14 protein-coding genes are annotated in these 12,969 nt (G+C 58.6%); 6 read left to right on the forward strand and 8 right to left on the reverse strand.

The annotated features are described in order from the left end of the window. The 3 genes from FJ320_11975 to FJ320_11985 all read right to left on the reverse strand — a co-directional run. Positions 1–815, reverse strand: an 815-nt coding sequence (locus tag FJ320_11975; GenBank protein ID MBM3926671.1) for a lactonase family protein, incomplete at its 3' end; no start/stop codon positions are given. Between the two features lie 88 nt (positions 816–903). After that, positions 904–2,196 carry a glutamate-1-semialdehyde-2,1-aminomutase gene (gene hemL, locus FJ320_11980; GenBank protein MBM3926672.1) on the reverse strand — a complete coding sequence of 431 codons (1,293 nt, stop codon included), beginning with the start codon at positions 2,194–2,196 and terminating at the stop codon, positions 904–906. A gap of 1 nt (position 2,197) precedes the next feature. Next, positions 2,198–3,655 (reverse strand): glutamyl-tRNA reductase, encoded by a 1,458-nt coding sequence (locus FJ320_11985; protein ID MBM3926673.1) that lies wholly within the window; start codon positions 3,653–3,655, stop codon positions 2,198–2,200. A gap of 24 nt (positions 3,656–3,679) precedes the next feature. On the opposite strand from FJ320_11985, the gene FJ320_11990 reads away from it, so the two are divergent. The 3 genes from FJ320_11990 (at position 3,680) to FJ320_12000 (ending at position 5,764) form a co-directional block, all read left to right on the forward strand. Next, entirely contained in the window at positions 3,680–4,045 is a 366-nt protein-coding gene (locus FJ320_11990) for a cupin domain-containing protein (GenBank protein ID MBM3926674.1), read from the forward strand. A gap of 42 nt (positions 4,046–4,087) precedes the next feature. Beyond that, positions 4,088–5,176 (forward strand): sulfite oxidase, encoded by a 1,089-nt coding sequence (locus tag FJ320_11995; protein ID MBM3926675.1) that lies wholly within the window; start codon positions 4,088–4,090, stop codon positions 5,174–5,176. A gap of 186 nt (positions 5,177–5,362) precedes the next feature. Next, a complete protein-coding gene (locus FJ320_12000) occupies positions 5,363–5,764 on the forward strand; it encodes a hypothetical protein (GenBank protein ID MBM3926676.1) in 402 nt (133 codons plus the stop codon). Positions 5,765–5,775: 11 nt separating this feature from the next. On the opposite strand, the gene FJ320_12005 is transcribed toward FJ320_12000, so the two are convergent. Further along, on the reverse strand, positions 5,776–6,609 hold the full coding sequence (locus FJ320_12005; GenBank protein ID MBM3926677.1) for an aldo/keto reductase: 834 nt from the start codon (positions 6,607–6,609) through the stop codon (positions 5,776–5,778). Positions 6,610–6,731: 122 nt separating this feature from the next. Continuing rightward, a complete protein-coding gene (locus FJ320_12010) occupies positions 6,732–7,196 on the reverse strand; it encodes a hypothetical protein (protein ID MBM3926678.1) in 465 nt (154 codons plus the stop codon). A 185-nt stretch (positions 7,197–7,381) separates the two neighbouring features. Between FJ320_12010 and FJ320_12015 the strand changes: the two genes are divergently transcribed. Next, positions 7,382–7,564, forward strand: coding sequence for a hypothetical protein (locus FJ320_12015; protein MBM3926679.1), 183 nt, complete (start codon positions 7,382–7,384; stop codon positions 7,562–7,564). A gap of 62 nt (positions 7,565–7,626) precedes the next feature. Here FJ320_12015 and FJ320_12020 read toward each other — a convergent pair whose 3' ends face one another. Next, a complete protein-coding gene (locus FJ320_12020) occupies positions 7,627–8,628 on the reverse strand; it encodes an LLM class flavin-dependent oxidoreductase (GenBank protein MBM3926680.1) in 1,002 nt (333 codons plus the stop codon). A gap of 171 nt (positions 8,629–8,799) precedes the next feature. Here FJ320_12020 and FJ320_12025 point away from each other — a divergent pair, with 171 nt between their 5' ends. Next, positions 8,800–9,633: a YqcI/YcgG family protein gene (locus FJ320_12025; GenBank protein MBM3926681.1), complete on the forward strand. Its 834-nt coding sequence runs from the start codon at positions 8,800–8,802 to the stop codon at positions 9,631–9,633. 557 nt (positions 9,634–10,190) lie between these two features. Here FJ320_12025 and FJ320_12030 read toward each other — a convergent pair. Continuing rightward, positions 10,191–10,649, reverse strand: a complete 459-nt coding sequence (locus FJ320_12030) for a hypothetical protein (GenBank protein ID MBM3926682.1) — start codon at positions 10,647–10,649, stop codon at positions 10,191–10,193. Between the two features lie 229 nt (positions 10,650–10,878). On the opposite strand from FJ320_12030, the gene FJ320_12035 reads away from it, so the two are divergent. Beyond that, on the forward strand, positions 10,879–11,967 hold the full coding sequence (locus FJ320_12035; GenBank protein ID MBM3926683.1) for a GNAT family N-acetyltransferase: 1,089 nt from the start codon (positions 10,879–10,881) through the stop codon (positions 11,965–11,967). Between the two features lie 47 nt (positions 11,968–12,014). Here the strand turns inward: FJ320_12035 and FJ320_12040 are convergent, their stop codons facing one another. Then, the gene (locus FJ320_12040; GenBank protein MBM3926684.1) at positions 12,015–12,845 is read right to left on the reverse strand and encodes a hypothetical protein; all 831 of its coding nucleotides are present in this window, start codon (positions 12,843–12,845) and stop codon (positions 12,015–12,017) included. Positions 12,846–12,969 lie beyond the last annotated feature (124 nt).

A 12,969-nucleotide genomic window follows, 5' to 3' on the forward strand; every position in this document is an offset into this window, starting at 1 on the left:
TGCCTCCCCGACGCCGCATCCACGGAAAACCCCGCGATGCTGTCGTGCCCTCGGTTGGGCGCGTAAAGGAACTTGCCGTTAGGCGTCATACGAATCTGCGCACAGGTGTTTTGGCCCTTGAAATCGACAGGCAGGGTGGAGACTGTCTGGAATGGACTCAAAGTACCTGACTTCGAATCCATGTTGTAGGCGGTCACGCTGCACCCCTGCTCGTTGGAGAAATACACCACGTTCAACCGGGGGTGGAAGCAGTAGTGCCGGGGCCCCACCGGTTCCTTTGGCTCCACCCTGTCCGGCGAGTTAGGTGTAATGCGCCCCGTAGCTTCGTCAAATTTGAACTGCAGGATCATGTTCGGCCCGTTCCCCGCGATGTGCGGCAAAAAAGCGAATCGATTTGTGGGATCTGTCTGGAAGCAGTGAGCGCCCCGCGCCGTCTTCAGCCTCACCACCGGCGGCCCCTCCACCGACCCATCATCGCTGATGGGATGGATCGTCAGGCCCGCTCCTTCATAATACGCCGACAGAACAAACAGCCCCTTTCTGTCCGTCGATATAAAACACGGGTCCGTCTCCAGTTCCACCGTACCGGACAGCGTCAGCTTTCCCGTCTTCTGGTCGATGTTGAAGCTGGATATCTGCTTGGAGCCGCGCCGCCCGATGTAAAGGTTCCGCCTCGACGGGCTGATGGCCGTTGGGGCCGGCCCTCCCGGCACCTTCGTCTCCCCCCTGGCAGTCAGCGCCCCGGTCTTGGAATCAATGGTAAAGGTGAGGACTTTATCATCACCCATCAGCGTAACATACATGTAGTCAGGCACTGGGTCACCGTCCTGTCTCTAAAAGATCAAGACGGCCCTATCTTACACCAGACCACGGCCCGCCAGTGTCCCCGCCCGGCCGCCGCCCTTACCCCCTCACCACCTGCGCCGCCTCCCTTATCGCCTCCTCCGTCCGCTCCAGTTCCCGCGCCGAGTGCGCCAACGACACGAACCCCGCCTCGAAGGGCGACGGCGCGAAATATACCCCCAGCTCCAGCAGCTTATGAAAAAATCGCGCGTACTGCTCTCGGCTACACTTCGCTACGCTTTTCCACCCCGTCACGGCAGGCTGGCCGGTGAAAAAGCACGTCAGCATAGACCCGACCCGGTTCACCCGCACCGCCATCCCGGCCTCCCCAAAGGCCCCCTCCAGCGACCCCGCCAACGCCCGCCCCTTCGACTCCAACTCCTCATATACCCCGGGCTTCTTCAGCAAGTCCAGCGTCGCCACCCCCGCGGACATCGCCACCGGATTCCCCGACAGCGTCCCCGCCTGGTACATAGGCCCCAGCGGCGACACCTGTTCCATAATGTCTCGCCGCCCTCCGTAGGCTCCCACCGGTAAACCCCCTCCAATAATCTTGCCCAGGCACGTTATGTGCGGCTTCACGCCGTAAAGCTGCTGCGCCCCGCCATAGGCGACCCGAAAGCCAGTAATAACCTCGTCAAATACCAGCAGTGCGTCGTGTCTCGACGTCATCGCCCGCAGCCCCTCCAGGAATCCCTTCTGCGGCGCCACCACCCCCATGTTCCCCGCCACCGGCTCGACGATGACGCACGCTATCTTCCCAGAGTTGGCCTTGAAATGCGCCTCGACGGAATCGAGGTCGTTGTATTCAGATATCAGGGTGTCCCGCGCAAAGGATGCCGTGACGCCGGCGCTGTCCGGCGTGCTGTGGGACGCCGCGCCGCTCCCCGCCTTCACCAGCAGCGCGTCGGCGTGGCCGTGGTACCCCCCGTCGAACTTGATAATCTTGTCGCGTTTGGTGTACGCCCTGGCCAGCCTCAGCGCGCTCATGGCCGCCTCGGTCCCCGAGCTGACAAACCGCACCAGCTCCATAGACGGGAACGCCTGCACCACCCGCTGCGCCAGCTGCGTTTCTATTTCCGTCGGCGCCCCGAACCCCGTGCCCCTGTCCAGCGCATCTTTTACTCGAGCCAGGACAGTGGGGTGAGCATGTCCAAGAATAAGCGGCCCCCAGGAGCCGACGTAGTCGATGTACTGATTGCCGTCGGCGTCCCAGATATGGGGACCCAGGCCTCGCTGAATAAATAGAGGCGTCCCGCCCACGGCCCGCCACGAGCGCGCCGGGCTGTTGACGCCGCCGGGTATAAGCCTTCGCGCCCGGGCGTACAAGTCTTCGGAGCGCTGGCGGCCCATGTTAGTCCTGGTCGGACTGGTCAGGCTGGTCGGGGTCCTCGCCGTCGGCCACCCCATACAACTCTTTGATGGCCTGCAGGTGCGATGGCGCCTTGGGCGACTTTAGCGACTCCATAGGCTTGTGCAGCAGCTTATTCGCCAGCGAACGGCTGAACTGCTCCAACGCCCTCTGCTGCTCCGGCGACAGGTCCGGCAGCTTCCGAAGCGCCTTCTCCAATTCCGCCTTCCGAATCGACTCCGCTTCCCGCCGCAGCCCCTGGATCAACGGCTTGGCCTCCAGCGAGCGCCACCACTTGGTGAACCGCTGCAATTCCTCCTCGACGATAGCCTCCGCCACTCCCGCCGACTTCAGCCGCTCGCGGCGGTTCTCCTCGGCCACCGCCTCCAAATCGTCGATGTTGAACAGATGCACGCCGTGGATTTCACCAGCCCGAGGGTCGATGTCCCGAGGCACCGCCAGGTCAAAGGCGAACAGCGGCCGGTCTTGCCGCCCGACCATCACCTTTGCCACATCCTCACGAGTGAAAATAGCATCCGGCGCTTCCGTAGCTGATATCAAAATATCGGAGGCCTCCAACGCTCCCACCACGTCCTCGAAAGGCATCGCCTCGCCATGCAGCTCCAGCGCCAGTTCTTCCGCCCGGCTAAAGGTGCGGTTGGCGATAACCAGCCGTCCCACGCCCGAAGCTCGCAGCGCTCTCGCCACCAGCGTCCCCGCCTCGCCCGCGCCCACCAGCAGCGCCGACCTGTCCCGCAAGTCGTCCAGCACCCGTTGCGCCAGTCGCACCCCAGCGTAGCTCACCGACAGCGCGTTCTTGCTGATATCCGTCTCGTCCCGCACGCGGCGTCCCGCCCTCAGGGCGTAGTGGAACAGCCGAGATAGCGGCACGCTGGGTGTGGATACCGCGGCGCTGGCCGTCAGGGCCTCCCTAACCTGGCCAAGTATCTGGTGCTCGCCCAGGATCATCGAGTCCAGGCCCGAGGCTACCCGAAACAGGTGCCGCGCCGCCCCCTCACCCTGGTATCGATATAAGTGCGAGGCCAGGGTATCCGGCGCGGGAGTTTGGAAGCTGGCAAAGAAGTCTTCTATGCCTTTGCGAACGGCTTCTTCATCCTTGGCGACGGCGTATATCTCCATGCGGTTGCATGTGGATAGGATGACGCCTTCGTTAATATAGCCTCGGAGGGCCAATATCGCGTCCTGCAAGTCGTTTTTGGAGAAAGAGAGGCTCTCCCTGACGGACAGCGGGGCCGTCTTGTGGTTCAGTCCGGCGCAGTAGACCTGCAAGCGACCTCTACCTCCACTGTTATAGTCCCTGCCACGCATCCCTTCTACTCTAGCACCAAGCCAGGGAATTGTAATGTAGCGTGAATTTTTTCGCAATCTTTTCCACCGTTGGCTATCCGCGTCCCCTACTGCTAAAATGGCCCCCGTAGCCTCCCTTGACCCTGAACCCATCCAAACCAACCTCAAGGAGCATCCATGAAAGTCATCAAGATCGCTGACGTCCCCAAGACAGACATGACCAACCAGCCCATCTTCTTCGGCGGCAAGATCTCTCGACAGCCGCTGGTGGACGAGAAGTCCAGCAAGTTCTTTAACTTCTCCGTCGTGAACTTCGACAAAGGCGCCCGCAACAAGTGGCACATTCACTCCAGCGACCAGATCCTGCTGGTGACGCGAGGCAAGGGCATTGTCGCCACTGAAAAAGAGGAGCGCAGCGTTACGGAGGGCACGGTCATCCACGTTATCGCCGGCGAGAAGCACTGGCACGGCGCCTCCAAGGACTCGGACTTCTCCCATATCACCCTTACCGCCGTCGGCAGCACCACCGAAATGGTGGCCTAGTCCCCCTTCCCCCGCTTCGATTCATAATTTAGGAGCGCAATTATGACCGCCAGAGCCCAAAACCTCGTTGAGGGCGCCGGCCTGGTGCCTGTCTCTGAAGACCCTTTCTGTAGAGAGGCGCGCCTCGGCACCCTGGACTCCCTCATAACGCCCACCGAACGCTTTTATATCCGCAATCATTTCCACGAAGTCCCTGATATCGACCCCCGCGACTACCGTCTCACCATCGACGGCCTCGTCCGCAAACCTCTCTCCTTGTCCCTGGACGACCTCACCGCCATGCCCTCCACCGACCTGGTCGTAACTCTGGAGTGCGCCGGCAATAGCCGCTCCTTCATCACCCCTCCCGCAGAGGGTCTAGCTTTCAAGCACGGGGCCATCAGCACCGCTCAGTGGCGCGGCGTGTCCCTGGCCTCCGTCTTGAACAACGCGGGCCTTAAAGATGGCATCAAGGAGGTGGTCTTCCACGGCGCCGACCACGGCGAGGAGGAGGAACACGGCCGCAAGCTGGACATCGACTATGGCCGCAGCCTCCCCCTCGAAATAGCCCTCGACCCCAACATCATCCTGGCCTACGAGATGAACGGCCAGCCCTTAACCCCCGGCCACGGCTTCCCCCTGCGGCTCGTAGTCCCCGGCTGGTTTGGCATGGCCTCCGTCAAGTGGCTCACTAACATCCACCCCACCGATGAGCCATACCACGGCTTCTTCCAGAAGCGACGCTATGTCTATATAAACGAGGGCACGGAGAACGTGGCCGAGCGCCAGCCCGTCTCGGCGTTAAAAGTGAAGTCCCTTATCACCCACCCTCGACACGGTGAGGTTATCCAGCCCGGCCCCTACACCGTCCGGGGCTTCGCCTGGTCCGGCGCGGGCGAGGTTGCCAAGTTGGACGTGAGCGTCAACGGCGGCAAAAGCTGGCGAAAGGCCAAACTTGAGCGCGCCGCCAACTCCGGCGCCTGGCAGCCCTGGGAACTCCCATGGCAGGCCACCGACCCGGGTCACTACGTCTTCATGGCCCGCGCCACCGACTCCGCCGGCAACGTCCAGCCTCGCACCGTTCCCTGGAATTTCCGCGGCTACGCCAACAACGCCATCCACACCATCGCCATAGAAGTCCCCTTCACTTAGCGCGTTTCATTAAGCATGTAACCCGAGGCCCGTCCGCCTGAGTTGGATTGGCCTCGGGACTTATCTCCACAGTCGCAGTCGCCCCAATGCGTGCTAAACTTTGAGTCCAGAGAAGGGACCGAGAGCATATAACCTATTCGCGACAGCCCTTCCCAACCGCCTCTAAAATGATCCCAAGGTGCAGTTATGGAATGTAAATTCGCCTTCCTGTGCGATTATGCTTCACAAGACCGGAAGCTCCATGCCATAGGCATCGGGTTTGATACCATTTTCACCCCCGCTGTTCCCTACAAGCACGCGATGATGTGTTTTGTGGCCCATATGCAGGGCTCCATCGCGGAGGGGGGCAGCAAGGAACTATCTCTTCGTCTGATAGACGCCGACGGCGTGGATGTCATCCCGCCTGTTAAGCAAAAAATCGGCTTCCAGGTTAAGCCTCCGCGGCTGACAGGGGGCGTGAATGTCGTCGCCCAGCTAGGCAACGTACAGTTCTCCAAATACGGCGCCTACGCCGTCCATCTGCTGGTCCAGGGAGAGGAGAAGGCGGCGCTGTCCTTCAACGTCTCTGAGCCGCCTAAGCCCGCCTGAGGTCCCCTCACCTACCCCATCGTGTACTTCCCCGGCTTCAGGCACCGCTGCGCCTCTCGAAGCACATACTCCCGCGCCTCCTTGGGCAGCACCCGCTCCCCCGCCTTCGAGTTCTCCTTCACGCGCTCCGGCTTTGTCGTCGCCGGTATCAGAGTGCTCACCCGAGTGTCCGATATAAGCCACGCCATCAACGCTTGTCCCCATGTCTCGATGCCATATTCCCGCAGCGGCGTCAGGTCCGGCTGCCGCTCCAGCCTATCGATGAGTATGCCATGCCCCACCGGCCGCATCACGATAACCCCAATGCCCTTGGACTCCGCCAGCGGCAGTATCTCCTTTTCCACCTCCCGCTCCATCACATTGTAAGAAATCTGTATTGTGTCTATCCGGCCCGTCCGCATAATCTCCGCCATCTCCGCCAGCGCCGTCGGCGAATAGTGGCTTAGACCGATGAGGTCAATTTTGCCCTCGGCCTTCATCTCCTCCAGCACCGGCAGGTGCGTCCGCCAGTCGATGAGGTTGTGTATCTGCATAACCTCAATATGGTCCGTCTTCATCAGCTCGAAGGAGCGGTTCATCTGCTTGATGCCCGTCTCGCGGCCCGAGCACCACACCTTCGTCGCCAGCAGGAACTTGTCCCGCTTCCCCTCTATGGTGATGCCGATGACCTGCTCCGCCCGCTTGTACATGGGCGACGTGTCGACAAAGTTGGTGCCGTAGGTGACGCAGTTATCGAGTATCTTTTTCCGCACCTCAATCTCCTCCGGCTTTTCGACGTCATACGTCCCCGCCGACCCCATCCCAATCACCGGCAACTCTAAATTCTTAACCTTCCGCTTTATCATCTTTTATCTCCTGTCATTTCATCAGGGGTAATTTGCATCCCTCGCTGGCCCCATTTGTCCTCTCCCCCCTTGAGGGGGAGAGCTAGAGAGGGGGGTCGGGGTGGCAGGGCGGGGGCTCGTCTCTAACCACCGCGCTTTTCTTCCTTCGCCAGAGTATATCTAAAATCGCAGTGGCTGGCCCCCTCCATAATCGTCTGCGTCCGCGTTAGCTTTATCTTCGGATTGAACCCTTGCGACATCGCCCAGTCCCGCCCGCACGAAAATATAGCTCCCAGCTCCTCTATCCCCATCTCCTTGTACATCTCAGCGTACTTGCATCGAGTGATGTTGTACGACAGCTTGCTCTCCGACGCCTCGACCATCTCCGTCTCCAGCGCCCCGGACGCCGTCCACGGCCCTCGATTCCCCACAAACTCCCGCAACCCCTTGCCTCCGGCCCGTTGCGCCAGCTCCCGCCCTTGCTCCTGCGCTATCTTTGTTATTACCCGCCTCGCGATGGCGTATGCCTTCTCCTTCCCCATCTCCTCGGCAAAAGCGCGAATCATCGGCTCCAAGACCATCGCCTCAATGCGGCGCCGCGTCAGCACCGGCATCTGGTTTATATCTGTCGTCATGTCCATCTTGGCACCCCTGATTAGCATAAAAGGACATGTCCTCGTGTCCTTTTCCCCGTCGCCGACATTAGCAAAAGCAGGGCATCATGTCTATATGATGGCCTCTCCCTCCAGGGCGGTGGGGTTGTCGAAGTGAAAAACGGTAAGGAGGCAACGCTATGTGCCTGAACTGTGGATGCGGCAAGTACGATGACGATCACGGCAAGTCTCACAACATTACCACGCAGGATATAGAGCAGGCGGCTGAGGGCGAGGGCATGTCGGTCCAGGAGACCGCCAACGAGATGATCAAAGGCCTGGAAGCCGCCTCCTGGCACCCCGAGACTGCCCAAAAAGCCTAAACGTACACAGTCTTGATACCTTAAGGCCCTCCGATGAATCGGAGGGCCTTTATTATTCCCTGTTACCTCCCCGCTAGCGCCTCCATAGTCTTCCCTATCCGCCGCTTCGACTCCGCCGACCACGCTCGAAACGTCAGTATCGGCAGGTCCACCCCGGCATCCATATGCTCCGCGATGCGCTCCCGGCACTCCCCAGCATCGCCGATAATCGCAAACGACTCCACCATCTCCTTCGTCACCAGCTTGGCCGCCCGCTCCCTGTCCCCTCGGCGCCACGCCTCCGCCACCACCGCCGTCTCCTCCTCGAACCCGCTCTCGGCGATAAGCCGGTTGTACCGGGGGTAGAACCCGCAGGTGTAAGCGATGGTCTGCCGCACCTCCGCCTCAGCCCCCTTCCGGTCCTTGGTCACATAACACGTCAGTAGGCTGGTTATCTCCACCTCCGACCCCTTCCGCCCCGCCGTCTTGGCCGACTCGGCGATAATCTTCCGTATCTCCCGCACTCGCTCCGGCGTGTTCTTGGTCAGAATAACCCCCTGGGCCATCTGCCCCGACAGCGCCATCAGCTTGTCGAACACCGCGCCCAGATATATCGGTATCTCTTTTCGATAGGGCTTGAAGGCAAAGCCGAAGTGGTCGATGTTGAATACCTCGCCCTTGTAGCTGGCCGTTCCGTCCCGCCACAGCGCCCGCGCTATCTCCATCGTCTCCTTGATACGTGTTAACGGCTTCGAGTAGGGCAGCCCGTGCTCCCCCTCCACCTGCACCTTGTGGCTGGAGCCCAGACCCAGCACAAACCGCCCCTTTGAGTATGTGTCCACGCAAGCCGCTGCCATAGCGATGGTCGGCGCGCTGCGGATGAAGACGCTGCTGATGTCGGTGCCTAGCCGCACTCGCTTGGTCGCCAGGGCGCAGGCCGTTAGCAGACTGAACTGGTCGCCGCCGCTCCCCTCCGACACCCAAAACGAGTCGTATCCCAGTTCCTCCGCCCTCGACGCCAGCTTGGGCATCTCCGGCGGGTCGAAACCGCCCCCAAAACTCGCCGCCAGCCTCAGTTTTGCCAATACAGACCTCCTTCAAGAGCCATGTCAGCTTGGGATATAAGTGTACATCGACCCTCTAAAAATCGGAATTCAGGTTATGAACCCTTGGTTCCGTAGTATAAAAAGTACCTACATTAGACCATCTGTACTGAAATGGACTAATGCATAGCGCGAATCATCTCGGCCCTATGGATGGCCTATCTGGTCCCCTCCCCATCTATGATGGAATTAAGGAGTGCCAGAATGAAAGCGCCTATGAACACTGGAAGGGGAAACCCCTTCTTGAGCAAAAGCGCAGCCACTCATAGCTGCTACACGGCTTTTGTGAATAATCGACTCGTACTGCCGTACAGAGGCGGCAAGCCTGCTCAGCCCTTGGCTCAGCGAGTGCACAGAAAACTGCGTTCCTTCGTCCAAGATTCCGCCTTCCCCTGTGTTGGCGCCAAAGCGGCTTTCAATCAGGGCTCATATCGTTTTGGAATGTACCCTCATATGAACTCGCCTCCAGCCACCGCCGGCCTGTGCCACGACCTCTTTACTTTCGTACAAGAGCAGCAGAAATTAGACAGCGACTTCACCACCTTTATCGCCAGTTTCAAAGGCCCAACACCCACCACCGATGAGCAGTTTGAGCGCCTTTTCTGGCAGCAACTCCAAAATCTCCACGACGAAGACGCCCGTTACCACTCCTGGGACCCCACTTACAGCTCTGACCCTGACAGTCCCGACTTCTCTTTTAGCTTTGCTGGACGCGCCTTCTTCGTCGTCGGCCTGCACCCTGGCAGTTCTCGTCTGGCGCGCCGATTTCCCTGGCCGACGTTGGTATTCAACGCCAAATATCAGTTCAAGCGTTTGGAAGCGTCGGGTAAAGATGAGAAGTTCCAAGAGGTCATTCGAGGCAAAGACGTGGCCCTCCAGGGCGCCACCAACCCCAACCTGAAATACGAGGGCCAGAACTCTGAAGCGAAGCAGTACTCGGGACGGCCAGTGGGGGAAGACTGGGAGTGCCCTTTTAAACCCCGGTGAAGCGTGCCGTCAGCCTTAGTTTTGTCATTCAACCCCGCGTTTCGATCTAAGAACCGTCACCTTATTGAGGCTGTCCACTCTTATTATCTGGATTGGTAAGCCGTTTTCGTTCAGTGTTCTCCCTCTCGGCAATCTGCCAGGCGTCACAGGCCGCATATAAACGAACTGCTAAATAAGGTAATGCAGCAAGTAGTGTAGTTAGAATCGCGGCGTAAGATTTATACCTGACACAGTGAGTTCCACCTTTTTCAGATTTCGCTGTCTCGACGCAAAAAACACCAGTAGAATAAACCCAGAAGAAAATAATTATCCCCAAGATAGCGGCGAGAATGCCAAGGCACACCGAAGTGATCCACCAGAGCGTTTGATCCAGGTATAAATAGCCTGTGCTAAGTGGGATGAGATTCAATACTACAGCCAGCCGCTGGTCTTTCTGTCCAATCGGTGGAGGGTTTCCTAACTGGGCACCACAGAACGTGCAACGCGAGGATATTACGGAATGCTCCGTTTCCTTGCCACAAGTTGGGCATATCATCCAACACTCCAGTCTCTGAAAATCACAGGATCACGTAGGGGAACGAGCGCGCATTTTGGTCCTTTGCATGTGATGGGCCTTCCTCTCTAGCTTTCGCCCTCCTCTTCCGCTCCCAGTTATAATCCGATGCTATGTTCCAGGCGTCCTTGAGAGCGATTAATCGGACCGTCACATAAGGCACCACCGCAATAATTACAGCCAGCACCTGAGCGCCTGCAAACCTTCTCACGCAGTAAGTCCCGCCTTTTTTACTCGCAGCTGTCTCGACGCAAAAAACATCGTCATAAAGCCAGAAGAAGATAATAAATCCCAATATAGCGGCCAAGAAGCCAAAGAAGAGGGATATTATCCACCGCCAAACCCGCCTGAGCACTAGGTATCCAGCATCAAAGAGTACAAGGTTAAGTGATGCGATTTCCCAAAATTCGAATCTTGGAAACTCCTCATATGAAGCCGAACCTGATCGGGCCTCTGAATTCACTTCATGATTAGATCCTGCTTGGCCCCTTAAATGAGCTCCACAGTATCCGCAAACTGGGAGTATTACGGAATACCCTTGGGTTTCTCCGCAGCGTGAGCAAATCATCTAAAAAACTCCGCCACCGCTCTGATGACAGCGGGATTATGTGCTTTACAAGATGGAATAGCAAGGAATAAATTGAGCGACGACATTTTGTGAAACTTTCCGTACGCAGGGGTGCCACAAACTAATGTTACCGCGGACTCGAGAGGCCACTCAGGCTGATAACAGCAGTCTCCTGGCACTAGCCAATATATGTTCGTTCTATGGGCGTGTTTCCCAACATGTAGACCGCTCACCTGACTTTTTTCGTCTGAGCAGTCTCCAGGGAGAACCCTGGTCCGTTGGTGTCGTGGACGGACCCTCTGGCGCCATCATTGGTTGCGTTGCTGTCGCCGAGCGCAAATGTTACGTAAATGGAATTCCAAGGAACACGGCCTATGTCACCGATCTTAGAGTCCATCCAGCACATCGACGCACCGGCGCGGCTGATAGCTTGGTCCGATACGCCATGCGGCGATGCCGCGAGATGGCGGGTTATGATGCGCCCGTTCTTTGTGTGATTGCCCCTAACAATAAGCCCCTAGGCAATCTCACTTTCCTGAAACAGTTCGCCGAGATCATAACTTATTCCGTGATTCCCCTTGGAAGGCACTACAAGACGCCAAAAGCCGGCCTGGCAGTCTCACCTGCCGGACCTAATGATGTCGAAGAAATGGCCAGCTTATGGTGTCGGCTGGCTCCTCAGCGTCAGTTCACACCGGAATTTAGCACAGAGTCCCTAATCCGTTGGATCGAGAAGGCTCCGGGTCTCTCCATATCCTCTTACTGGCTAGCCCGGCAATCCGATGGGGAATTGGCGGGTTTCATGGGCGTCTGGGACCAGACTCTGCACAAACGAAGTGTTGTCCAGCACTACACCACCTCCAGCAAACTGTTCCGAGTTGGGTTCGACGTCATTGCTCCCCTCCTAGGGGCTGGCAGACTGCCTGGGGTAGGTGGAGTGCTCAAACACCTGACTGCTGTTCACCTATGTGCGTCTGAAGATGACCCCCTTGTCCTGCGTTCGTTGATCACCCGCGCCATCCGTGAGATCAGCGGTAAGGGCCATTCCTTTTTCACCATAGGACTCGATGCCACAGATCCATTGTCAACCGCGCTCAAAGGCATGTTGTCGGTGAAAACTCGAACGCTCGCATGCGTCGGGACGTCAGATGGAAAATACAGCGGTCCCCCTTTAGGAGACAGGCCCCTCTATTTCGAAATCGCTCTGATGTAGTTAATTACTTAGTCGCAGTATCAAAATTGCCATCTTGCAACCATCCCCTACCTCCCAAAGGCCTCCCTGAAAAACTCGCCCGTCATTGACGCTATCGGCTCCTCCATCTTGTGCAGGACGTGGCCTGTGTCCTGGAACACATGCAGCGTGGATTCCGCCCCGTGCTTCTTCAGCAGTTCGTGTAACTCCACGGCGTTCGGCCCGCACGGGATGTTGTCGTCCGTCTCCCCGTGCATTATCAGCGTCTTCGGCAAACCCTTAGCAAAGGCCTTCCCTCCCACCGCTAGCCTCAGCCCCATCTGCGACAGCGCATCGTAGCCCGACACGCTGGCTATAAGCACGTCATCGAGTATGTCCTCAGGGAACCCGTGGGCCCTGCGAATCGCCTCCTTCCGCCGCGGTATCACCGACGCATACGAGACCACCGCCTGCGTCGACACCACCGCCCGCACCTTCCCGTGCAGCGGGCCCATAATCGAGTTCCACATCGTCAGCCCGCCCATGCCCGCCGGCGTCCACATCCCCACCCGTTCGGCGTCGACGTTGGCTCCAGCCACCAGCGCTCGATACAGCGCTACCGAAGCCGCCGTCGCCGACGCCCGCCCGTAGTGCACCCCCGTCAGCTCCGACCCCGCCACGGCGTACCCCTGCTCCAACAGGCGATTAAGTATTGCCTTGTATGGAGGCCGAATTAGGCAGTCCGTCTCGCCGTCTCTCACGTAGCTGCTCTGCCCTCGAAACCATATCACCACAGGTACTGGCGACACGCCCTTCTTCGACTGGTATTTCTTCGGCGTCTTGAGGAAACTCCATTCGCCGCCCGACTGGAAATACACCAACTGCTCCCCATCCTTCAATGGCGGCATCGGCTTGTCCACATACTCTCCTTAGTACCCCGTGCTAATCAAGGTAGGATGTGTTCGCAAGAACCGACCACTACCGAGAAAATCCTTTCTCCTGACCAGCGGGAGAAGGGGGGGGGGGGGGGAGGCGCCCTTCCTT

Source organism: SAR202 cluster bacterium (assembly GCA_016872285.1).
In the GTDB taxonomy this organism is placed as follows: Bacteria; Chloroflexota; Dehalococcoidia; order Lucifugimonadales.